The sequence below is a fragment of the Micromonospora noduli genome, from assembly GCF_003264475.1.
In the GTDB taxonomy this organism is placed as follows: Bacteria; Actinomycetota; Actinomycetes; order Mycobacteriales; family Micromonosporaceae; genus Micromonospora; species Micromonospora noduli.
Map to the genome: position 1 here is coordinate 129,949 of NZ_PYAC01000009.1, position 20,397 is coordinate 150,345.

Sequence of the window (20,397 nt, forward strand, 5' to 3'; positions counted from 1 at the left end):
CCGCGTGACCTGCACTTCTCCTCATTGCGCGAATCTCAAACGTGAGGTTTCGGTAGCCGAAAGGTCACCGGAAGTCACGGGAGGCGGGGCTGACCGGTGGCTCGATGGCGTCCAACCGGTCGGCGACCAGGTTGGTCACCCCCTCGTGCCGCTGCAACCGCCCTCGGACCACCAGCGCGGCGCTGGTCCGCGCCACCCGCCGGTAGCGCTGCCACAACCCTGGCGAACAGGTGACGTTGAGCATCCCCGTCTCGTCCTCCAGGTTGAGGAAGGTGACCCCGCCCGCGGTCGCCGGGCGTTGTCGGTGGGTGACGATGCCACCGACCCGGATCCGTTGCCCCGGCTCCACCCGGCCGAGCCGGGCGATCGGCACCGCGCCGAGCACGTCGAGCTGACCCCGGATGAACCGGGCGGGGTGGCTCTCCGGCGACAACCCGGTGGCCCACACGTCGGCGACCAGCCGGTCCACCGCCTCCATCCCGGGCAGCGTGGGCGCCGCCGCGCCGGTCACCGTGCCGGGCAGCCGACCCGGCCGGTCCTGGGCCGCCGCACCGGCGGCCCACAGCGCCTGCCGCCGGGTCAGCCCGAAACAGGCGAAGGCGTCCGCGGTGGCCAACGCCTCCAGCTGCGCGGCGGTGAGACCGAGCCGCCGGGCCACATCCGGCATGTCCCGGTACGGCCCACCGGCTACCCGTTCGGCCTCGATCCGTTCGGCCACGTCGGCACCGAGGGTCCGCACACTGGACAGGCCGAGCCGGACGGCGGGGCCGCCCAGCCCCCAGGCGTGCGGCGGCTCCCCCGGCCCGCTGCCCCACCGGGTCTCCGGGGTCGACTCCAGCACCGCCAGCGCACCGCTGGCGTTGATGTCCGGACGACGGACCTCCACCCCGTGCCGGCGGGCGTCGTCGACAAGGGTCTGCGGCGAGTAGAAACCCATCGGCTGGGCGTTGAGCAGCGCGGCCAGGAACGGCGCGGGGTGGTAACGCTTGAGCCAGGAGCTGGCGTAGACCAGGTAGGCGAAGCTCATCGCGTGGCTCTCCGGGAAGCCGTAGCTGGCGAACGCGGTGAGTTTGCGGTAGACGTCGTCGGCCAGCTCACCGGTGATGCCCCGCTCGGCCATCCCGGCGTAGAGCCGGTCGGCGATCCGGGTCATCCGTTCGACCGACCGTTTGGCGCCCATCGCCCGGCGCAACTGGTCGGCCTCGGCCGCGTCGAAGCCGGCCAGGTCGATGGCGAGCTGCATCAGCTGTTCCTGGAACAACGGCACACCAAGGGTCTTCTCCAGGGCGTTGCGCATCAGCGGGTGCGCGAAGGTCACCGGCTCCTGGCCGTTCTTGCGGCGGATGAACGGGTGCACCGAACCGCCCTGGATCGGGCCGGGGCGGATCAGCGCCACCTCGACCACGAGGTCGTAGAACTCGCGGGGCTTGAGTCGGGGCAGGGTGGCCATCTGGGCCCGACTCTCCACCTGGAACACCCCGACCGAGTCGGCCCGGCAGAGCATGTCGTAGACCTCCGGGTCGTCCAGGGTCATGTCGCCCAGGTCGAGCCGGGACCCGATCATGTCGTAGCCGTAGTGCAGGGCGGAGAGCATGCCCAGGCCGAGCAGGTCGAACTTGACCAGGCCCACCGCGGCGCAGTCGTCCTTGTCCCATTGCAGGACGCTGCGCCCGGGCATCCGCCCCCACTCCACCGGGCAGACCTCGATCACCGGCCGGTCGCAGATCACCATGCCGCCGGAGTGGATGCCCAGGTGCCGCGGGAACGTCTGCAGCTCGTTGGCGTACTCCACCACCTGCTCGGGGATGTTCTCGACATCGACAGTGGCGACCGAGCCCCACCTGTCGATCTGCTTGCTCCAGGCATCCTGCTGCCCCGGCGAGTAGCCGAAGGCCTTGGCCACGTCCCGCACTGCCGACCGGGGCCGGTAGGAGATGACGTTGGCGACCTGGGCGGCGTGCTCCCGGCCGTAGCGGGTGTAGACGTGCTGGATCACCTCCTCCCGGCGGTCGGACTCGATGTCCACGTCGATGTCGGGTGGGCCGTCCCGTTCCGGGGCGAGGAACCGCTCGAAGAGCAGTTGATGCCGGACCGCGTCCACATTGGTGATCCGCAACGCGTAGCAGACCGCCGAGTTGGCCGCCGAACCCCGACCCTGGCAGTAGATGTCCTGGTCACGGCAGAACGTGACGATGTCGTAGACCACCAGGAAGTAGCCGGGGAAACCCAGCTCCTCGATCATGTTCAGTTCGTGCTCGAGTTGCGCGTACGCCGTCGGGTGCGCCTGCGGGGGGCCGTAGCGCTCGTGCGCCCCGTCAGCTGTCAGCTTCCGCAGCCAGCTCATCTCGGTGTGCCCCGGCGGCACCGGGTACGCCGGTAGCTGCGGCGCGACGAGCTGGAGGTCGAAGGCCAACTCGGCGCCGAACTCGGCGGCCCGCGCCACCGCACCCGGGTACGCGGCGAACCGGGCCGCCATCTCCGCGCCGCTGCGCAGGTGGGCGGTGGCCGCCGCGGGCAACCAGCCGTCGATCTCGTCCAGGCTGCGTCGGGCCCGGACCGCGGCGACGGTGGTGGCCAGCCGACGCCGGCCGGGGCTGGCGTAGTGCACATTGTTGCTGGCCACCGTCGGCAACCCGGCCGCGGCGGCCAACTCGGCGAGCGCGTCGTTACGGTCGGCGTCGATGGGATGGCCGTGGTCGGTCAGCTCCACGGCCACCGTCTCCGCGCCGAAGAGCGCGGTCAGCCGGTCCAACTCGCGGGCCGCCGCGTCCACCCCCTCGGTGAGCAGCGCCCCCGGCACGTGCCCCTTGCGGCAGCCGGTCAGCACCAGCACATGGTCACGCAGCTCGGCGGCGACCTCCTCCAGGTCCCCGTAATCCGGGCGGCCCTTCTCCCCGCCGCGTAGCTGGGCGCGGGCGATGGTGGTGGCCAGCCGGGCGTACCCCTCGTGTCCGTGCGCGAGCACCAGCAGGTGCGCGCCGTGCGGGTCGGGCTCGCCGTTCTGCGGGCCGGGCAGGCCGAGGGACAGCTCCGCGCCGAAGATGGTCGGCAGGCCCAGCGTACGAGCCGCCTCGGCGAAGCGGACCACCCCGTAGAAGCCGTCGTGGTCGGTGACGGCGAGCGCGGTGAGCCCCAGCCGGGCCGCCTCCTCGGCCAGCTCCTCCGGGTGGCTGGCGCCGTCGAGGAAGCTGAAGTTGGTGTGCGCGTGCAGCTCCGCGTAGGGCACCACGCCGTCGGGGCGGGTCAGCTCCGGTGGCTGGTACTGCTCGCGACGGCGGCTCCAGGCCGGGGAGTCGCCGCCATCGGCGTCCACGGCGAGCGGGTCCACCACGTGCAGGTGCCGCTCCTCGCGCGAACGCCCACCGCCCGACCGGCCGGAGCCGCCACTGGCCCGCCCGGAGAGCACCCGCTCCAGCTCCGACCAGGGCATCTTCGGGTTGTGGAAGCTCATCGAGCAGCCACCTCCGACCTGGTGAGCACCGGCTCAGTCATAGATCGCCTCCACCAACCACTGCCCGGCCTCCACGGCCAGCAGCAGGGCGGCACCGTCGGCCAGGCTGACCTGGAACCGGGCCCGGCGGCGGGCCTCGACCGGCGCCCACCACCGCTCGTCCACCGGCCACGGGCCGGCCCAGCCCACGATCTCCGCCGGCTGGCCGGTGCCGACCACCAGCCGAGCCGGTGGGGCGCTCACCGCCAACCGCGCGCTGATCACCACCGGCTCACCGGCGGCGTCGTGCACCGTCGCCGCGAGCGGACTGGGCAGCACCACCGCCGGCGCGGGCGCCGGCAGCCGGCCCGGCCACGGCGGAGCCCCGCCTCCACCCCGGCCGGTGGCCGGGTCGGCGCCGGCATCGGCCGGCGGGCCAGGACGGGCGGGGACGCGTTCGTCGCCCCACGGCACCAGTCGCACCTGGTCGGCCGGGGAGCGCCCACCACCGAGCACCGCGGTGACCACCGCTTCCGGGCCGAGGATGCCCTGCACCCGGCTCAACGCCCGGTGCGCGCGTTCCCGCTCCTCGCCGGTCTCCCCCCAGAGACCGGCCTGCAGACCGGCCTGGGCGATCACCCCGTCCGGGATCAGTCGCAGCCGGATGATGCCGGCCGTCGGTCGGGCCGGTCGGGCACCGGCGCGGCCGTTGCTGCCGGAGAGCCACCCGTCGAGCTGCCAGCGCACCCGGTCGGCGATGGCCGCGGCGGTGAGCAGGCCATCGTGCCGCCACACCCGGTGCAGCTCCTGCCCGTGCTCGGTGACCGCCTCGATGCCGAGCCGGGTGCAGGCCAGCCCATGCCCGGCCAGCCGTTCGTGCAGCCGCTCGGCCAGCGCCCGGGCCACGAACGCCGCCGCGTCGACCCGGTCGATCGGCTCGTCGTGCTCCGCGGTCACCGTCAGGTCGGCCGGCGGCTGCCGGACGGCGAGTGGGCGGTGATCCCGCCCGGCGGCCAGCCGGTGGGCCAGCGCACCGTCGAACCCGAACCGGGCCAGCACGTCGCCGGCCGGCAGTGCGGCGAAGTCGCCGAGGGTGCGTACCCCCAGCCGGCGCAGCAGGTCGGCCAGCGCCGACCGGCCGAGCGCCTCGACCGGCAACCCGGCCAGGAACTCCGGTGTCCCGCCCGGTGCCACCACCCGGCCAGCGCGAGCGGCCAACCCGGCCGCGAACACCCCGTCGGCGATGCCGACCTGGCTCTCCACCAGGCACGACTGCGCCACGTGCTCGATGATCCGCTCGGCGGCCGCCTCCTCACCGCCGAGGTAGCGGCCCGGCCCCCGGGCGGCCACCGCGCAGGCTCCCGGACGGACCACCTCCACGCCGGCGACCAACTCCTCCACCGCGGCGACCACCGGCTCGAACGCTCGGGCGTCCCGGCCGGGGTCGTACTCCACGACAGTGAGCTGCGGACAGCGCCCCTGGGCCTCCCGCTTGCGCAGCCCCCGACGCACCCCCTCGGCGCGGGCCCGCTCGGAGCAGGCGACCACCCGGTTGGCGTGCAGCACGGCGACCGGACCGGTCGCCGGCACCCCGTCGACGATCTCGGCGGCGAGCACCGGCCAGTCCGGGCACCACAGCAGCAGCGTGCGCGCCGGCGCGCCGGTCACCCCCGACCGACCAGGGCGAGTGGCACGGCCGGTCGACCTACTGGCGACGGCAGCGTACGAGGGATCACCCGGGTCAGTTCGTCACCCGGGAGCCAGACCTTGATCTCCTTGGGCCGGGCGGCCGCCCCGCGCCCGCGCGCCGAGACGGTGATCTCCCGGCGGCGCAACCGCCCCCGGCCCAGCCCGAGCCCCTCCCAGACTCCCCGGACCACCTGCAGCGTCACGTCCGCGCCGTCCCACCGGCCGTACGGGACGAGCACGCTGCCGCGCTGCCGGGCCCGGGCGGCCAACCGGGTGGCGACCGAGGCGGAGACCGAGGCCGGCACGGTGGTGACCACGACGTCCACCCCGTCGATCAGCGCGGCGACCACTGTGGCCCACTCGGGGCCGGGGTTCGGCACCAGGGCCAGCCGGTCCAGGGCGATGCCCAGCTCAGCCGCCGCGCCCGCGCCGAACGTCGGCACCCCGACCACGGCGCACCACGAGCCGGCCCGGGACGCCTCGGCGAGCAGGGCCAGCATCAGCGAGGTGCCACCGCTGCGGCGGGGCTGGCCGGCGGCGACCGCGATGGTGCTGCCCCGGCGCAGGCCCCTGTTGGGCAGCAGACCGGTCAGCTCGGGCACCACCGGCAGCACCCGGTGGCCACCGACCGGGTCGGGTGCGCTCGCCGGGCGCACCAGATCGGCCAGTGCGGCGGAACCGACCACCATGCGGCCCGCCATTGGACCAACTCCCCCGTCGTTGCTGTGGATCAGATCAGGACCGGCACGCCGTGCCACCGGCCGCCCGGCTCCCCCCGCGGGGCGGCCGGTGGCACGGCGGGATCAGGCGGCGAGGCCGTCCAGGGCCGGTTGGTGGGCCACACCGAGCGCGGTTTCCACCACCGTGACGAACTGTTCGGCAGCGCGGAGCAGGTCGTCGGCCTCCCGGGCGCTGACCACCCGGGGGATGCCGGCCTCGGCGGCGGCGCGCTTGCTGGCCCCTGCGGCGAAGAACCGGGACCACTCGTCGAGCTCCGGAGCGACGGCGCAGAGGAGGACCCAGACGCTGGTGATCCGGTTGCGTCGACTCGGCGCGGGTCGGGCCCGGGCGGCGAGCAGGGCCGCCGCCGCGCGCAGGGCGGCCAGGTGGGCAGCCGCGTAGCGCAGACCGTCAGGTCGGGTCTGGCCGGCCTCGACCAGCCCACGGCGGGCCAACGTGAGGAGCTGGGCGGGGGTGCGGTGCGGCAGCACGTGCGCCGGCACCGTCGGTGCCTGAGCCGGGTTGGTCGGCATGGGTGTCTCTCCTCCACGTGGCCGAGACGTCACTGCGGCGGCTGATGCCACCGACGAGACGCCGAGGTCGGGGTGGTGCGGAGGAAGACGCACCGGGTGTGGCCGGCCGGGTGTGGATGCTTCCCCACACCACACCCGGCCGGCGGACCGGCGGGTGCGTCGCCCGCCGCCCGGGGGTCGTGGGCGGCGGGCGACGCTCCTGCCTGTTGGGACCAGGCTCGCGACTGCCCGGAAACCCAGGTGCGGCCCGCGGAGCCGCACCGCCCGGAGGTGGCGCCGCGAAACGCCGCGCTCCGGCTGGTTGGAACGGGCGTTCGAGGCAATCGAACACTCGTTCTAACTGCTGCTGACAGTACACCTCCCCTCCGACGAAAATGCAACGTGTGACGCGCCGAGCGTGCCGGCCGGCTGAACCGGCCACCAGCGAACCGGGAAGAATGGCGGGATGCAGCCACACCCGAACGTACGGGCGGTGCAGGACGCGCTCACCGCCGCCGGCACGCTCGACGGCGCCGGTGAGCCCAGCATGGTCCGTCTGCTGCCCGACGCGGTGCACACCGCCGCGGCGGCCGCTGCGGCGCTCGACGTCGAGGTCGGCCAGATCGCCAACTCACTGATCTTCGACGCGGACGACACACCGCTGCTCGTCCTCACCTCCGGCGCGCACCGGGTCGACACCGCCGGCCTGGCGGCATCGATCGGCGTCACCCGACTGCGTCGGGCCACCCCGGAGTTCGTCCGGGCCCACACCGGGCAGCCGATCGGCGGGGTCGCCCCACTCGGGCACCCGCACCCGCTGCGCACCCTGGTGGACACGGCGCTGGCGGCGTACCCGGAGATCTGGGCCGCGGGTGGCGTACCCCAGGCGGTCTTCCCGACCACCTACCCCGAGCTGTTGCGGGTCACCGCCGGCACCCCGGCCGAGGTGGCGTGAGCGAGCCAGGCGAGCGCACCAGCAGTCCCAGCAGCGACGCCGGCGCGGCTCCGGAGCTGGTCACGCTGCACGTGTGGCGGACCTCCCACGGCGCGCTGCCCCGGGCGCTGACCCGGATGGCTGTGGACCCCCGCCGGTTGCGGGCCCTCCCCGGCGTTCGGTTCGGCAAGCTGCTGGGCACCGGGACCGGCACCGACTTCGGGCCACGGGACGCCGACCTGACCCGGTGGGCGGCGCTGACCGTCTGGGACTCTCCCGCCGCGGCGGAAGGCTTCGACGACTCGCCGGTAGGGCGGGCCTGGGCGCGCATCGCCCACGCCCAGGCGCGAATCGACCTACGCCCGCTGACCAGCCGGGGCGAGTGGTCCGGCCAGCGGCCGTTCGGCGACCCGTCGGGCGGCCGGGTCACCGGCCCGGTGCTGGCACTGACCCGGGCCCGGCTGCGAGCCCGCCGGGCGGCCACCTTCTGGCGGGCGATCCCGCCGGTGGCCGCCGCCCTGCGCGACGCGCCCGGACTGCTGGCCCGGTTCGGGGTCGGAGAGGCCCCGTTGGGTTGGCAGGGCACGGTGAGCGTGTGGCGCGACCCGACGGACCTGGTGGCGTTCGCGTACCGTCACCCGGAGCATCGGGCGGCGATCATGCGAACCCCCACCGCGGGCTGGTACGCCGAGGAGCTGTTCGCCCGGTTCGAGGTGCGCGACGTGGTCGGCGACCGGTCGGTGCTCGGATGGGTCGTCGACGGCGGCCCGGAAACGGTGAAGGGTGGACGGGCATGAGGTTGGTGCGCTGGACGCCGGACGATCTCGTCCGGCGGCTGGACGACGTGGTGGCCGTCTACGGCGAGGCGATGGGATACCGCACCGACCTGCTGGAGGCCCGGCGCGGTTACATCGCCACCCACGTCCGCCGGCCGGGTTTCCGGGCGGTCGCCAGCCTGACCAGCGAGGGTCACCTCGCCGGCTTCGGCTACGGCTACCTGGGCGCCTCCGGTCAGTGGTGGCACGACCAGGTGCACCGCGCGCTGGACGCCCCGACTCGTACGCGCTGGCTCACCCACTGCTTCGAGGTGGTCGAGCTGCACGTCAGGCCACCGGCGCAGGGGCACGGCCTGGGCGCCGGTCAGCTGCGCGCGCTGCTCGGCATGGCGGAGGGCGACACAGTGCTGCTGTCCACCCCGGAGGCCGACGAGCAGACCTCGCGGGCCTGGCGGTTGTACCGACGGTTCGGCTTCGTCGACGTGCTGCGCGACTTCCACTTCCCCGGCGACGAGCGACCGTTCGGCGTACTCGGTCGGGATCTGCCGCTCGAGCCACCGGCGTCATGACCCGGCGGATCTCCTGGACGCTGCTCGTCGTCCTGGTGCTCGCCCAGATCTGCTACCCGCTCACCACCGGCGCCACCCGGGCCGGGCTCACCGTGGCCACCGTCGTCCTCGGTTGGCTGCTCTCGGTCGGCCACGCGCTGCTCAGCCGGGGCCCACGGGTGGCGGCAGCGCTGGTCGCGGTGGCCACCGGCGGCGGGTTCGCGATCGAGGCGATCGGGGTGGCCACCGGCGTGCCGTTCGGCAGCTACGACTACTCCGGAGAGCTGGGCCCCAAGCTGGCCGGCGTGCCGCTGATCATTCCGCTGGCCTGGACCTGGATGGCCTGGCCGGCCTGGCTCGCAGCGGTCCGACTGACCGGCGGCACTGCCGCAACGGCCAACGGCGGCGGGCCGACGGCCGGCGGCAGCGGATCGACGGTGGGTCGATGGGTGGGGCGGATCGCGCTGGCCACCGTGGGGCTGGCCGCCTGGGACCTCTTCCTCGACCCGCAGATGGTGGCCGAGGGCTACTGGGTCTGGCGCGACGCCACCCCGGCCCTGCCCGGCCTGGCCGGCATCCCGGTCAGCAACTACCTGGGCTGGCTGCTCTTCGCGGTGCTGATGATGAGCGCGCTGCGCCCGCTGGCCGGGCCGGCCGCCGAGCACACCGATCAGCGGGACCACCCGATGGTCGCGCTCTACCTGTGGACGTACTTCTCCAGCATCCTGGCCCACGCCGTCTTCCTCGACCTGCCCGCCTCGGCGCTCTGGGGCGCCGCCGGCATGTCGGTGACCGCCGTACCCCTGGCAGTGACCCTCCTGCGTGCCCGCCGGGGCGGTGACCCCGGTCGGGAGGCCCACCAGCCACACCGGCCCGGCGTCGACGCGACCCGATGACCGTCCTGCTCGCCCTGCTCATCGCCGTCGCCGCGTTGACCGGGCACACCTGGCTCAACGCCACCCGGTGGCTGCGCCGACCCACCGACCGGCCCGACGACGTCGACGAGCCGGTCACCGTGCTGCTGCCGCTGCGCGACGAGGCCACCCGGGTCACGCCCTGCCTGCGCGCCCTGCTGGCCCAGCGCGGCGTACCCGGGATGCGCGTCGTGGTCCTCGACGACGGGTCCACCGACGGCACCGCCGAGGTGGTCCGCGCGGTGGCCGGCGACGACCCCCGGGTCACGCTGCTCACCGGGGTCGCCCCACCGCCGGGCTGGCTGGGCAAGCCGCACGCCTGCTGGCAGCTGGCCACCCGGGCCGACCCGGACGCCACAGCGCTGGTCTTCGTCGACGCCGACGTGGTGCTCGCCCCGCACGCCGTGGCCGCTGCCGTCACCGAGTTGCGCGCCGCCCGGGTGACGCTGCTGTCGCCGTACCCCCGGATCGTGGTGGCGACGGCCGGCGACCGGTTGGTGCAGCCGCTGTTGCAGTGGCTCTGGCTGACCTTCCTGCCGCTGCGCGCGATGGAGCGCTCGTCGCGGCCGTCGCTGGCCGCGGCGGGCGGGCAGTTCCTGGTGGTGGACCGGGCCGGCTACACCGCCGCCGGCGGGCACGCCGCGGTCGCCGACAAGATCCTGGAGGACGTCGAGCTGGCCCGGGCGGTCAAGCGGGCCGGTGGGCGGATCGCCCTGGCCGACGGCTCCCGGCTGGCCATCTGCCGGATGTACGACGACTGGCCGCAACTGCGCGACGGGTACTCGAAGTCGCTCTGGGCGTCGTTCGGGCACCCGGGCGCGGCGGCGGCCGTGGTGGCGGCGCTGCTGCTGCTCTACACCGCACCACCGCTGATCGCGCTGAGGTTCGCCTCGACAGCTCCCCTGGTGTCAATGGTTGCGCTCATCGCATACCTGCTGGGTGTGGCCGGACGGGTGCTCACCGCCCGCGCGACCGGTGGCCGGTGGTGGCCCGACGCGCTCGCACACCCCGTGTCGGTCGTGGTCCTCGGTTGGTTGACCCTGCGGTCGTACCATCTGCGAAAGCGACGCCGCCTGACCTGGCGGGGCCGTCCGGTCAGCTAGGGAGGACGCGGCATGGCGCGGATCGTGGTCGTCGGCGCCGGGGTGGGTGGCCTCGCCACCGCCGCCCGGCTGGCCGCTACCGGGCACCAGGTGACCGTCTTCGAGCGGGCCGACACGGTCGGCGGCAAGCTCGGCCGGTACGCGCACGACACCCCGGCCGGGTCGTTCCACTTCGACACCGGGCCGAGCCTGCTCACCCTGCCCGAGGTCTTCCACGACCTGTTCGAGGCGACCGGGGCGAAGCTCGACGAATACCTGGACCTGGTCCCGCTGGACCCGATCGTCCGGCACGTCTTTCCCGACGGCGGCCCGACCCTGGACTCGTGCGCCGACCCGGCTGAGTTCACCGCCCGGATCGGGGCCGCGTTCGGTGACCGGGCGGCAGCCGACTGGCAGCGACTGTGGCGCCGGGCGGCGCGGGTGTGGCAGGCCTCCTCACGGGACATCCTGCGTCGTACCGTCGACTCTCCCCGCGACCTCGCGTCGCTGGCCTGGCGCGTCGGCGATTTGGCCGCCATCGCCCCGGGCCGCAGTCTGCGCGGCCTGGGCCGCCGGCACCTGTCCGACCCGCGGCTGCGGATGATGCTGGACCGGTACGCCACCTACACCGGCGCCGATCCACGTCGGGCACCGGCGGCGCTGGTCGCGGTCCCCTACGCCGAGCTGGCCTTCGGCGGCTGGTACCTGCGCGGCGGGCTGGGTACTCTCGCCGACGCGCTGCTGACCCGCTGCCTGGACCTCGGCGTGGTCGTGCAGACCGACGCCACTGTCACCCGGATCGACGCCACCGGCGGCCGGGTGCACGGGGTACGCCTCGCCGGCGTCGCCGCCCCGGTGCCCGCCGACGTGGTGGTGGCCAACGTGGACGCGCTCACCGTCTACCGTGACCTGCTGCCGCACCCGCGTCGGCTGGCCGGGCTGACCGACCGCAGTCTCGCCGGCTTCGTGCTGCTGCTCGGCGTCTCCGGCAGCACCGGGCTGGCCCACCACAACGTCTTCTTCCCGGACGACTACGACGCCGAGTTCGACGCGGTCTTCGGTGACCCCGGGCGCGGCGTAAGGGCCCGGCCGGCGGTCGACCCGGCCGTGTTCGTCACAGTGGCCGACGACCCGATGGTCCGCCCAGCCGGACACGAGGCGTGGTTCGTGCTGGTCAACGCCGCCCGGCAGGGCACCGCGGCGGGCGCTGTCGACTGGCGACGCCCGGGGCTGGCCGACGCGTACGCCGACCGGATCCTGGACGTGCTGGCGCAGCGCGGCGTGGACGTGCGCGACCGGCTGCTGTTCCGCGAGATCCGCACCCCGGCCGACCTGGACGTGGCGACCGGCGCGCCAGGTGGCTCGATCTACGGCACCGCCGGTGGGCTGCTCCGCCCGGCCAACCGGGGCCCGGCGAACGGGCTGTGGCTGGTGGGCGGCTCCACCCATCCGGGTGGCGGGTTGCCGATGGTGACCCTCTCCGCGCAGATCGTCGCCGACGAGATCGGCCCCGCCTGGTAGACCCGGCCTGCTCCAGCCGGTGTCTGTCTCGGTCGGCACCTTTCAGCCGGCGCCTGTTTCGGTCGGCGCCTTCAGTCGGCGCCTGTTCGGTCGGCGTCGGGCTGGCCGGCTCAGTCGGCGTCGAGCAGGGCGCGGCGGATGCTGGAGAGCAGTTGCCCCAGGCCGAAACCGGCCAGCAGTACCCAGACCGCGGTCGCCATGGTGATGGTGCCGGCGGCCAGGTCCGGCTCGATCAGCCCGGCCAGCCCGGCGACCAGCAAGCCGGCCAGCGCCACCGAGACCCGGGTGGGGCGTTCGCCCACTGTCACCGCGCCGATCTCCCGCATGCCGGCGGCGACCGCCCGCGCCCGGACGTACTCGTGCAACCAGGACAGCGCGCCGCCCGCGACGACCAGCCCACCCGGCGCGCCCACCAGCCAGAACGCCAGCAGCCACGCCACCTCACCGAGCCGGTCGGCGACCGAGTCGTAGACGTAGCCGAGCCGGGTGGTGCGGCCGGTGGCGACCGCCACCGCACCGTCCACGCTGTCCGCCACGGCGGCGAGCAGCACGAACAGCGCGCCGAGGAACGGCCCGTCCCCCGGCCGGCCCACCAGCAACGGTACGCAGAAGCAGAGCAGCACCCCGGCCACGGTGACCGCGGTGGGGCTGACCCGCAGTCGACCCAGCACATATCCGACGTGGTATGCGAATCGCAGCCAGGCGCGCACCACCGGCGCCGCGACCCGAGGGTCGAACCCGCCGTGCAACCGCGCCCACGCCGTGGCGTACTGATCCCAGTTCAGCTGTGTGCCCACCACGGATCAACCGTCGTGCCGGGCAACAGGTGTCGCAGGCGCGGCGTTCACACGCGGGCGCCGGCCTTCAGGTTCTGCCAGACCTCGCGGGTCGCGGTGGACCGGTTGAGGGTGATGAAGTGGATTCCCGGCACACCCTCGTCCAGCAGTCGGCGGCACATCTCGCTGGCCTGCTCGATGCCGAGCCGGCGGACGGCGTCCGGGTCGTCGGCGACGCGTTCGAAGCGGGCCGCCAACGCCGGTGGGAACGGCGCACCGGACAGCTGCACGGACCGCTCGATGGTGCTGAACTGGGTCACCGGCATCACGCCGGCCAGGATCGGGGTGTCACAGCCGGCAGCGGCCACCCGGTCACGTAGCCGCAGGTAGTCGTCGGCGTCGAAGAACATCTGGGTGACCGCGAACTCCGCCCCGGCCCGACACTTGCGGACGAACTGGGCGGTGTCGCTGGCCACGTCGGGCGAGCGGGGGTGCTTGTACGGGAAGGCCGCCACGCCGACGCTGAAGTCACCGGCGTCGCGCACCAGCCGGACCAGGTCCTCGGCGTAGTCCACGCCCTCGGGGTGACGGATCCACTCACCGCCCGGGTTGCCCGGGGGGTCACCACGAACGGCCAGCACGTTGCGCACCCCCACCCCGGCGAGCCGGCCGACCACGTGCCGCAGCTCGGCGACGGAGTGGTTGACCGCGGTGAGGTGGGCCATCGGCAGCAGGGTGGTCTCGGTGGCGATCCGCTCGGTCACCGCCACCGTGGTGTCCCGGGTCGAGCCGCCGGCGCCGTACGTGATCGACACGAACGACGGGCGCAGCGACTCCAACTCGCGGATAGCCTGCCAGAGCAGCTGCTCCCCCGCCTCGGTCTTGGGCGGGAAGAACTCGAACGAGAAGGTCGGCTGGTGCTCACGGATGAGCTCCCCGATCGCCGGCTGCGGATTGGGGAGTGTCGAGGGAAGACCGAGCGCCACGACCCGACTCTAGCGGTCGATGGCACCAGGACCCAGGCCCTTCCCACCCCGACGGCCGGGCCGGCCCCCCGCGTCCCGATCCGACGGGCGGAAAGGCGTCGTACCTCCGGGGTAGGAAGGGGTGGCGCGGGAGGGGCGGCGGGGGCGGCCCGGGGGCACGCGCGGGGGTCAGCAACCGAGCGGTGCCGCTGGTCCCGCCCGTTCAGGGCGGGCCGGTCGGCGCCGCGCCGACGCCCGCCAGGAGGACAGATGATCCCGCCCGCACCGCCGCGTCCCGCGCAGCTCGGGCCGTTGCTGGCTCGCTGCCGACTCGACCGGGGCTGGAGCCAGCAGCGAGCCGCCGCCGAGTTGTGTGCCGCCGCCGGGGTGCCGACGCTGAGTCGGCACGAGGTTTCCCGGTGGGAACGACAGCGTCGCGTGCCGGGCGGGTTCTGGCTCGGCTGGCTCGCCGTCGTCCTGGACGTGCCGCTGGTGGTGCTCGCCGAGGCCGCCGCGGCCACCCGCCGGGCCGGCTCGACGCGGGCCACCGGGCCGGGCCGTGCCGCGGCGGCCGGCGCGCGACCGGCCGGGCGGACGGGTCCCGGCCGCACCGGCGGCACTACGCGTGGCGGTGGAGCACGAGCACGGACGACCGGCTAGCGTCGGGGCGTGACCCACGCTGCTCCCGTGTCCCCCGTCGACCGCGCCGGCCTGCGGCAGCGGATCGACAAGGCCCTCACCGAGTTCCTGGCCGGCCAACGGGTCCGGCTCGCCGCCGTGGACGACGCGCTGGGTCCGGTGGCCGAGGCGATCGAGGCGTTCGTGCTCGGCGGCGGCAAGCGGCTGCGTCCCGCATTCGCGTACTGGGGGTTCCGGGGGGCCGGCGGGCTGGACGGCGACCAGGTGCTGACCGCCCTGGCCTCACTGGAGTTCGTCCAGGCCAGCGCCCTGATCCACGACGACCTGATGGACCGTTCCGACACCCGTCGCGGCGAGCCCGCGGTACACCGACGGTTCGCCACCCGGCATCGGGAGGCCGGCTGGGGTGGCGACCCGGACGGTTTCGGCGACGCCGCGGCCATCCTGCTCGGCGACCTGTGCCTGGTCTGGTCCGACGAGCTGCTGCACTCCGCCGGCCTGGACCTGTGGTCGTTGGCCCGGGCCCGGCCGGTCTTCGACGAGATGCGCACCGAGGTCACCGTCGGGCAGTACCTCGACGTGCTCACGCAGGTCACCGGGGACACCTCGGTGGAACGGGCCAGCAAGGTCGCCCGGTACAAGTCCGCGAAGTACACCGTCGAGCGTCCGATGCTGCTCGGCGCCGCGCTGGCCGACGCGCCGGAGGACGTACGGACGGCCTACTCGGCGTACGGGCTGCCGCTGGGCGAGGCGTTCCAGCTCCGCGACGACGTGCTGGGGGTCTTCGGCGACCCGGCGCTGACCGGCAAACCGGCCGGGGACGATCTACGCGAGGGCAAGCGCACCTACCTGGTGGCGGCGGCCGTGGAGGCCACCGACGACGCGGGCCGCGAGCTGCTGCTCGGCCGGCTCGGCGACCCGGAGCTGGACGAGCACGGTGTGGCCCGGCTCCGCGAGGTGATCTCGAGGAGCGGGGCGCTGGCCCGTACCGAACAGCGAATCGTCACACTCACCGACGCCGCCCTGGCCGCCCTGACCGCCGTCGACCTCGACACCGAGGCCCGCCAAGCCCTGGTAGACCTGGCCATAGCCGCAACCCGCCGATCCGACTAACCCACCCTGCCTCGCCCTCACCCCACCCCTCCCGCCCCCGCCCGCCGGCGTTGATCATGAAGTTATTGCCACGACACGCCGAGCGGGCTGGCAATAACTTCATGATCAACCGGGCCGGGGGCCGGGGGCCGGGGGCCGGGGGCCGGGGGGTGGGGGGTGGGGGGCCGGGGGCGGGGGTTAGAAGCCTTGGGCTTGGGCTCGGCGTTTCACCTCGCGGGCCTGGTCGCCGGAGAGTGCGGCGGCTGGGGTGGCGCCGGGGAGGGTGTCGTCCGGCTCGTAGAGCCAGCGCAGGACAGCCTCGTCGTCATAGCCGTTGTCGGCGAGCAGATTGAGCACGCCGGGCAGGTGCTTGAGCACGGTCTGGTTGGCAACCAGGTCCGCTGGGATCCGGCGGACGCCGTCGCGGCGGACCGCCAGCAACTCCCGGTCACGGATCATCTGGTGCACCTTGCTGATCGACACGTCGAGGCGTTCGGCGACGTCGGGCAGGGTCAACCAGTCGGCCGGGTCGGTGGGGCCGGCGAGCTCCAGGCCGGGCGCGGCCTGGTCGGGTACGGGTTCGGTCACCCGACCACCCTGCCACGCCGCCGCCGCGACGAGCCACCGGCACCCCGGGCGGCCCATCTGCGTCCTCTTCCTTGATCGCCGCTGACCAGCGAATAAGGGGCCGGGAACGCGGCGGGACGGACCGGTTCGGCGTACGGCTGTAGCATCCTGTTCATCCTTCACCCCCTGGACACATAGACTGCCTGCCGATGGACACTCAGGTCGCCGACACGTTGCTGGGCTCGCTGATCGACGGGCGCTACCGCATTCGCGGTCGCGTGGCCCGTGGTGGCATGGCGACCGTGTACACCGCCACCGACGAGCGCCTTGAGCGCACCGTCGCTGTCAAGATCATTCACCCGACCCAGGCGAGCGAGGCACGGGCCCGGATCACCAACTTCGTGGCCCGGTTCACCGACGAGGCGAAGACCATCGCCCGGCTGACCCACCCGAACGTGGTGGCGGTCTACGACCAGGGCACGCACGCCGGCCTGCCGTACCTGGTGATGGAGTACGTCCGTGGCCGCACGCTGCGTGACGTGCTGGCCGAGCGACGCCGGCTCAACCCGGACGAGGCGCTGGCCATCGCCGAGCAGATGCTCGCGGCGATCGCCGCCGCGCACCGGGCCGGTCTCGTGCACCGCGACGTCAAACCGGAGAACGTGCTGGTCGCGGAGGCGCCGACCGGTGGCGTCGCCAACCTGGTCGACAGCGTCGTGAAGGTGGCCGACTTCGGGCTGGCCCGGGCGGTCGAGGCGAGCGCCGACGAGGAGCAGGGCAACCAACTGATGGCCACCGTGGCGTACGTCGCCCCGGAGCTGGTCACCGAGGGCCGCGCCGATCCGCGCACCGACGTCTACTCGGCCGGCATCGTGCTGTTCGAGATGCTCACCGGCCGGGTGCCGTACGACGGGGACCGCCCGGTGGACGTCGCCTGGCAGCACGTCGACCGGGACGTGCCGACGCCCTCGACGCTGGTGCCGGGCCTGCCGTCGGTCCTCGACGACCTGGTGCAGCGTGCCACCCGGCGTGATCCGGAAGCGCGGCCCGCAGACGCCGGCGCGTTGTTGGCCGAGGTGCAGGTGGCCCGGGATCGTCTGGGCGACGCCAACAGCCACACCGCCGTACTCCGCCCGGTCAGTGACGAACCGTCGCTCTCCCAGCCGACAATGATGGTCGCGACGGTCCAGCCGCCCAACCGCCCGTCGTGGGCACGACTGCCCGAGGGCGCCAGCAGCCAGGGGCCGGGGCGGCGGCGGGCCGCCCCGGAGCCGGCGGAGGGCCTGGGCGCCCGGCTCGCCGCGCTGCGCAGCACGGTGCTGAGCAACCCCCGTGGCCGGCTGGCCGTCGCGGCCGTGGTCGTGACGCTGGGCCTGGTGGCCGCGCTCGGGGGTTGGTGGTTCGGCGTCGGCCGCTACACGGACGCTCCGCAACTGGTGAGCCTGAGCAAGGCTGAGGCGCAGGCGCGGGCCGACCGCACCGGACTTCTCGTCAAGTACGCTGAGCCGCGCTTCGACGAGAAGGCCCCGAAGGACAGCGTGCTGGAGCAGAGCCCGGCGTCCGCTGCCAAGATCGTCAAGGGTGGCACGATCACCCTGACCCTCTCCCTCGGCCCGGAGCGCTTCCCCGTACCGGACGTGATCGGCAAGGAGTTCGAGCTCGCCGAGGCGGACCTGGTCAATGTGAAGCTGGTGGTGGCCAGGGGCACCGCCCGTTACGACGACAGCCTGCCGGCCGGGGTCGTGGTGGACAGCTCTCCCAAGGTGGGCACCGAGGTCAAACCCGGTGCGAAGGTCACCCTCATTCTGAGCCGGGGCAGGGCGCCGGTGACGGTGCCGAACCTGGTCGGCAAGAGCCTGACCGACGCCCGGACGACCCTGGCCCAGCTCAACCTGGTGCTGAAGGAGACCTACAAGGACTCCGACAAGCCGAGGGACGAGATCCTCGGCCAGAGCCCGGCCGATGGCGCCGGCGTGGAGAAGGGCACCGAGGTCAAGCTGGACGTGAGCAAGGGGCCACCGCTGGTCGCCATGCCGCGGGTGATCGACCTGCCGTGCCAGCAGGCCAAGCAGGCGTTGGAGGGTCAGGGCTTCCCGGTGACGATGGCGATCAACCCGAACGCCGTGGTCCGGATCCAGCTCCCGGGCGAAAATTCGCAGGTGGCGCCCGGCACACCGGTCACACTGACGTGCTTCTGATGCCGACGATCTCCGCGCGGCCGGTGGGCACGCACACTCCGACCTCGGGTGGGCTGGCGAAGGCTGCCCTGCCGTACGCGGACGTGACCGGTGCGCAGGTGGTACAGGTCTACGTCTCCAACTCGCGAGGCTGGGCACTGCCCAACGGCGACCCGGTGCAGGACGCCCTGTTCCGCGACGGTTGCGCCGAGCGGGGCATTCCCGCGTTCATCCACGCCGCGCTGCTGGTCAACCTCGGGTCGCCCACCCCGGCCACTGTCGAGAAGTCGGGCGAGACGCTGGCGCACGCGCTGCGTCGGGGCGTGGCGATCGGCGCGCGAGGGGTGGTGTTCCACGCGGGCAGTTCGGTGGACGAGGGGCACGCCGAGGCGGCGATGCGACAGGTCCGCGAGGTGTTGCTGCCGCTGCTCGACTGGGCTGCCGCCGCTGGCGGGCCGATGTTGCTGGTCGAGCCGAGCGCCGGCGGTGGCCGCTCACTGGCCTCCCGGGTGGAGCAGCTCGGGCCCTACCTGGACGCGGTGGACGGGCACCCCATGCTCGGGGTCTGCTTCGACACCTGCCACGCCTGGGCGGCCGGCCACGACCTGGCGGCCGAGGGCGGCATGACGGCGACCCTGGACACCCTGGTGGCCACTGTCGGCGCGGACCGGCTGCGGCTGGTTCACGCCAACGACTCGAAGGATCTGTGCGGCTCCACCCGGGATCGGCACGAGAACATCGGCAAGGGCAGCATCGGCGAGCCCGCCTTTGCCGAGCTGATGGCGCACCCGGCGACCGCCGGCGTCCCGATCGTCGTGGAAACGCCCACCGAGAAGCACGTGGGCCATGCCGCCGACATCGCCACCCTCACCCGCCTGTCCCACCCCTGACCCAACCTCGTTGATCAAGAGGTTTGCGTCACCCGGCGACCGGAATCTGACGCGAACCTCTTGATCACCGAGGTGAAGCGGAGGGTGAGGCGGGCGGGGTGGGGGTCTTTAGGCTGCGGCGAGGATGCGGGGTAGGGCTGCCAGGGCGCGGTCGATGTCCGCGTCGCTGAGGCCCAGGTGGGTGACGAGGCGGGCGGTACGGGGGCCGAGCACCGAGATCAGTACGCCCTCGGCCCGCGCCGCGGCAGCCAGGGCCCGCGCGTCCAGGGTGTGCTTGGTGAGGTCCAGCGCGACCAGGTTGGTACGGACCGTGGTGGCCAGCACACCGAACGGCGCGACCGCCTCGGCGAGCCGGGCCGCCTTCGCGTGGTCGTCGGCCAACCGGTCGATGTGCTGAGCGAGCGCGTACCGGCCGGCGGCGGCGAGAATGCCGGCCTGGCGCATGCCCCCGCCCATCCGCTTGCGGATCAACCGGGCACGTTCGATCTTCTCCGCGCTGCCCACCACCAGCGAACCGACCGGCGCGCCAAGGCCCTTGGAGAGGCACACCGACAGCGTGTCGAAGAGCCGGCCGTACTCGATCAGCGGCACCTGGTCGGCGACGTGCGCGTGCCAGATCCGGGCGCCGTCACAGTGCAGCGCGACGCCCGCCTCGTCAGCGACCCCGCGCAGGTCCCGCAGGGTCGCCAGCGGAATCACCCCGCCGCCGCCGCGATTGTGGGTCTGCTCGACGGCGATCGCGCGGGTGGGGACGGCGAAGTAACCGTCCGGCCGGATCATCCCGGCCACCACCTCCGGGTCGATGTCCGCGCCCACCGCGGGCCAGGTCCGCGAGGAGATCCCGCCGTACGCGGCCGCGGCGCCGATCTCGTACGTGACCACGTGCGCGTCGGCGTCGCAGAGCAACTCCTCGGCGGGCGACACCAGCAGTTGCAGGGCGATCTGGTTCGCCATCGAACCACTCGGGGCGAACAGCGCCGCCTCGTGCCCGAACAACGCGGCGACCTCGGCCTCCAGCGCGTTGACGCTCGGGTCCTCGCCGTAGACGTCGTCACCGACCTCAGCGGCGGCCATCGCCTCCCGCATCCCGGCGGTGGGTCGGGTCACCGTGTCGGACCGCAGGTCCACGAACAGATCAGGCACTGTCATCCTTTCAACTGCCGAC

General features: G+C 73.8%; 18 protein-coding genes. 10 read left to right on the plus strand and 8 right to left on the minus strand.

The features are described 5' to 3' along the window. Window positions 1–64 precede the first annotated feature (64 nt). From MED15_RS13120 to MED15_RS13135, 4 genes are all read right to left on the minus strand, one after another. The gene (locus MED15_RS13120) at window positions 65–3,451 is read right to left on the minus strand and encodes an error-prone DNA polymerase (protein ID WP_112605064.1); all 3,387 of its coding nucleotides are present in this window, start codon (window positions 3,449–3,451) and stop codon (window positions 65–67) included. A gap of 33 nt (window positions 3,452–3,484) precedes the next feature. Then, window positions 3,485–5,098: a DNA polymerase Y family protein gene (locus MED15_RS13125; protein WP_112605061.1), complete on the minus strand. Its 1,614-nt coding sequence runs from the start codon at window positions 5,096–5,098 to the stop codon at window positions 3,485–3,487. After that, complete coding sequence (locus tag MED15_RS13130) at window positions 5,095–5,820, minus strand: hypothetical protein (RefSeq protein ID WP_112582767.1); 726 nt, start codon at window positions 5,818–5,820, stop codon at window positions 5,095–5,097. Before MED15_RS13130 ends, MED15_RS13125 begins: the two co-directional genes overlap by 4 nt. 102 nt (window positions 5,821–5,922) lie before the next feature. Then, window positions 5,923–6,372, minus strand: coding sequence for an SAV_6107 family HEPN domain-containing protein (locus MED15_RS13135; RefSeq protein ID WP_007463070.1), 450 nt, complete (start codon window positions 6,370–6,372; stop codon window positions 5,923–5,925). Between the two features lie 445 nt (window positions 6,373–6,817). Here MED15_RS13135 and MED15_RS13140 point away from each other — a divergent pair, with 445 nt between their 5' ends. From MED15_RS13140 to MED15_RS13165, 6 genes are read left to right on the plus strand one after another with little or no spacing between them, the layout of a single operon-like run. Next, entirely contained in the window at window positions 6,818–7,306 is a 489-nt protein-coding gene (locus MED15_RS13140) for a YbaK/EbsC family protein (RefSeq protein ID WP_112582768.1), read from the plus strand. Next, window positions 7,303–8,082 carry a monooxygenase gene (locus MED15_RS13145; protein ID WP_112725197.1) on the plus strand — a complete coding sequence of 260 codons (780 nt, stop codon included), beginning with the start codon at window positions 7,303–7,305 and terminating at the stop codon, window positions 8,080–8,082. The genes MED15_RS13140 and MED15_RS13145 overlap by 4 nt, the downstream gene beginning before the upstream one ends. Then, window positions 8,079–8,630 (plus strand): GNAT family N-acetyltransferase, encoded by a 552-nt coding sequence (locus MED15_RS13150; protein ID WP_091407634.1) that lies wholly within the window; start codon window positions 8,079–8,081, stop codon window positions 8,628–8,630. Before MED15_RS13145 ends, MED15_RS13150 begins: the two co-directional genes overlap by 4 nt. Next, entirely contained in the window at window positions 8,627–9,505 is an 879-nt protein-coding gene (locus tag MED15_RS13155; RefSeq protein WP_112725196.1) for a carotenoid biosynthesis protein, read from the plus strand. Before MED15_RS13150 ends, MED15_RS13155 begins: the two co-directional genes overlap by 4 nt. Next, entirely contained in the window at window positions 9,502–10,626 is a 1,125-nt protein-coding gene (locus MED15_RS13160; RefSeq protein WP_112725195.1) for a glycosyltransferase family 2 protein, read from the plus strand. Before MED15_RS13155 ends, MED15_RS13160 begins: the two co-directional genes overlap by 4 nt. Window positions 10,627–10,638: 12 nt before the next feature. Further along, entirely contained in the window at window positions 10,639–12,126 is a 1,488-nt protein-coding gene (locus tag MED15_RS13165) for a phytoene desaturase family protein (RefSeq protein ID WP_112700587.1), read from the plus strand. Window positions 12,127–12,236: 110 nt separating this feature from the next. On the opposite strand, the gene MED15_RS13170 is transcribed toward MED15_RS13165, so the two are convergent. Together MED15_RS13170 and metF are read right to left on the minus strand one after the other, a co-directional pair. Further along, on the minus strand, window positions 12,237–12,926 hold the full coding sequence (locus tag MED15_RS13170; RefSeq protein WP_112582773.1) for a CDP-alcohol phosphatidyltransferase family protein: 690 nt from the start codon (window positions 12,924–12,926) through the stop codon (window positions 12,237–12,239). A 44-nt stretch (window positions 12,927–12,970) separates the two neighbouring features. Continuing rightward, window positions 12,971–13,888 (minus strand): methylenetetrahydrofolate reductase [NAD(P)H], encoded by a 918-nt coding sequence (metF, locus tag MED15_RS13175; RefSeq protein ID WP_112623915.1) that lies wholly within the window; start codon window positions 13,886–13,888, stop codon window positions 12,971–12,973. A gap of 249 nt (window positions 13,889–14,137) precedes the next feature. Between metF and MED15_RS13180 the strand changes: the two genes are divergently transcribed. Together MED15_RS13180 and MED15_RS13185 are read left to right on the plus strand one after the other, a co-directional pair. Continuing rightward, window positions 14,138–14,527, plus strand: coding sequence for a helix-turn-helix domain-containing protein (locus tag MED15_RS13180; protein WP_151497828.1), 390 nt, complete (start codon window positions 14,138–14,140; stop codon window positions 14,525–14,527). Window positions 14,528–14,536: 9 nt separating this feature from the next. Then, window positions 14,537–15,619 carry a polyprenyl synthetase family protein gene (locus MED15_RS13185; RefSeq protein ID WP_112725194.1) on the plus strand — a complete coding sequence of 361 codons (1,083 nt, stop codon included), beginning with the start codon at window positions 14,537–14,539 and terminating at the stop codon, window positions 15,617–15,619. Window positions 15,620–15,796: 177 nt separating this feature from the next. On the opposite strand, the gene MED15_RS13190 is transcribed toward MED15_RS13185, so the two are convergent. Next, a complete protein-coding gene (locus MED15_RS13190) occupies window positions 15,797–16,186 on the minus strand; it encodes an Rv2175c family DNA-binding protein (RefSeq protein ID WP_091408069.1) in 390 nt (129 codons plus the stop codon). Between the two features lie 188 nt (window positions 16,187–16,374). Between MED15_RS13190 and pknB the strand changes: the two genes are divergently transcribed. Together pknB and MED15_RS13200 are read left to right on the plus strand one after the other, a co-directional pair. Beyond that, on the plus strand, window positions 16,375–18,363 hold the full coding sequence (gene pknB, locus MED15_RS13195) for a Stk1 family PASTA domain-containing Ser/Thr kinase (protein ID WP_112582776.1): 1,989 nt from the start codon (window positions 16,375–16,377) through the stop codon (window positions 18,361–18,363). Continuing rightward, a complete protein-coding gene (locus tag MED15_RS13200; RefSeq protein ID WP_112582777.1) occupies window positions 18,363–19,232 on the plus strand; it encodes a deoxyribonuclease IV in 870 nt (289 codons plus the stop codon). Before pknB ends, MED15_RS13200 begins: the two co-directional genes overlap by 1 nt. 108 nt (window positions 19,233–19,340) lie before the next feature. Here MED15_RS13200 and MED15_RS13205 read toward each other — a convergent pair whose 3' ends face one another. After that, entirely contained in the window at window positions 19,341–20,381 is a 1,041-nt protein-coding gene (locus MED15_RS13205) for a threonine aldolase family protein (protein ID WP_373861035.1), read from the minus strand. Window positions 20,382–20,397 lie beyond the last annotated feature (16 nt).

Coding starts and splice junctions, on each gene's coding strand:
- MED15_RS13120 (WP_112605064.1), bottom strand. CDS start 3,451: ATGAGCTTCCACAACCCGAAGATGCCCTGGTCGGAGCTGGAGCGGGTG.
- MED15_RS13130 (WP_112582767.1), bottom strand. CDS start 5,820: ATGGCGGGCCGCATGGTGGTCGGTTCCGCCGCACTGGCCGATCTGGTG.
- MED15_RS13135 (WP_007463070.1), bottom strand. CDS start 6,372: ATGCCGACCAACCCGGCTCAGGCACCGACGGTGCCGGCGCACGTGCTG.
- MED15_RS13140 (WP_112582768.1), top strand. CDS start 6,818: ATGCAGCCACACCCGAACGTACGGGCGGTGCAGGACGCGCTCACCGCC.
- MED15_RS13150 (WP_091407634.1), top strand. CDS start 8,079: ATGAGGTTGGTGCGCTGGACGCCGGACGATCTCGTCCGGCGGCTGGAC.
- MED15_RS13155 (WP_112725196.1), top strand. CDS start 8,627: ATGACCCGGCGGATCTCCTGGACGCTGCTCGTCGTCCTGGTGCTCGCC.
- MED15_RS13160 (WP_112725195.1), top strand. CDS start 9,502: ATGACCGTCCTGCTCGCCCTGCTCATCGCCGTCGCCGCGTTGACCGGG.
- MED15_RS13165 (WP_112700587.1), top strand. CDS start 10,639: ATGGCGCGGATCGTGGTCGTCGGCGCCGGGGTGGGTGGCCTCGCCACC.
- MED15_RS13180 (WP_151497828.1), top strand. CDS start 14,138: ATGATCCCGCCCGCACCGCCGCGTCCCGCGCAGCTCGGGCCGTTGCTG.
- pknB (WP_112582776.1), top strand. CDS start 16,375: ATGGACACTCAGGTCGCCGACACGTTGCTGGGCTCGCTGATCGACGGG.
- MED15_RS13200 (WP_112582777.1), top strand. CDS start 18,363: ATGCCGACGATCTCCGCGCGGCCGGTGGGCACGCACACTCCGACCTCG.
- MED15_RS13205 (WP_373861035.1), bottom strand. CDS start 20,381: ATGACAGTGCCTGATCTGTTCGTGGACCTGCGGTCCGACACGGTGACC.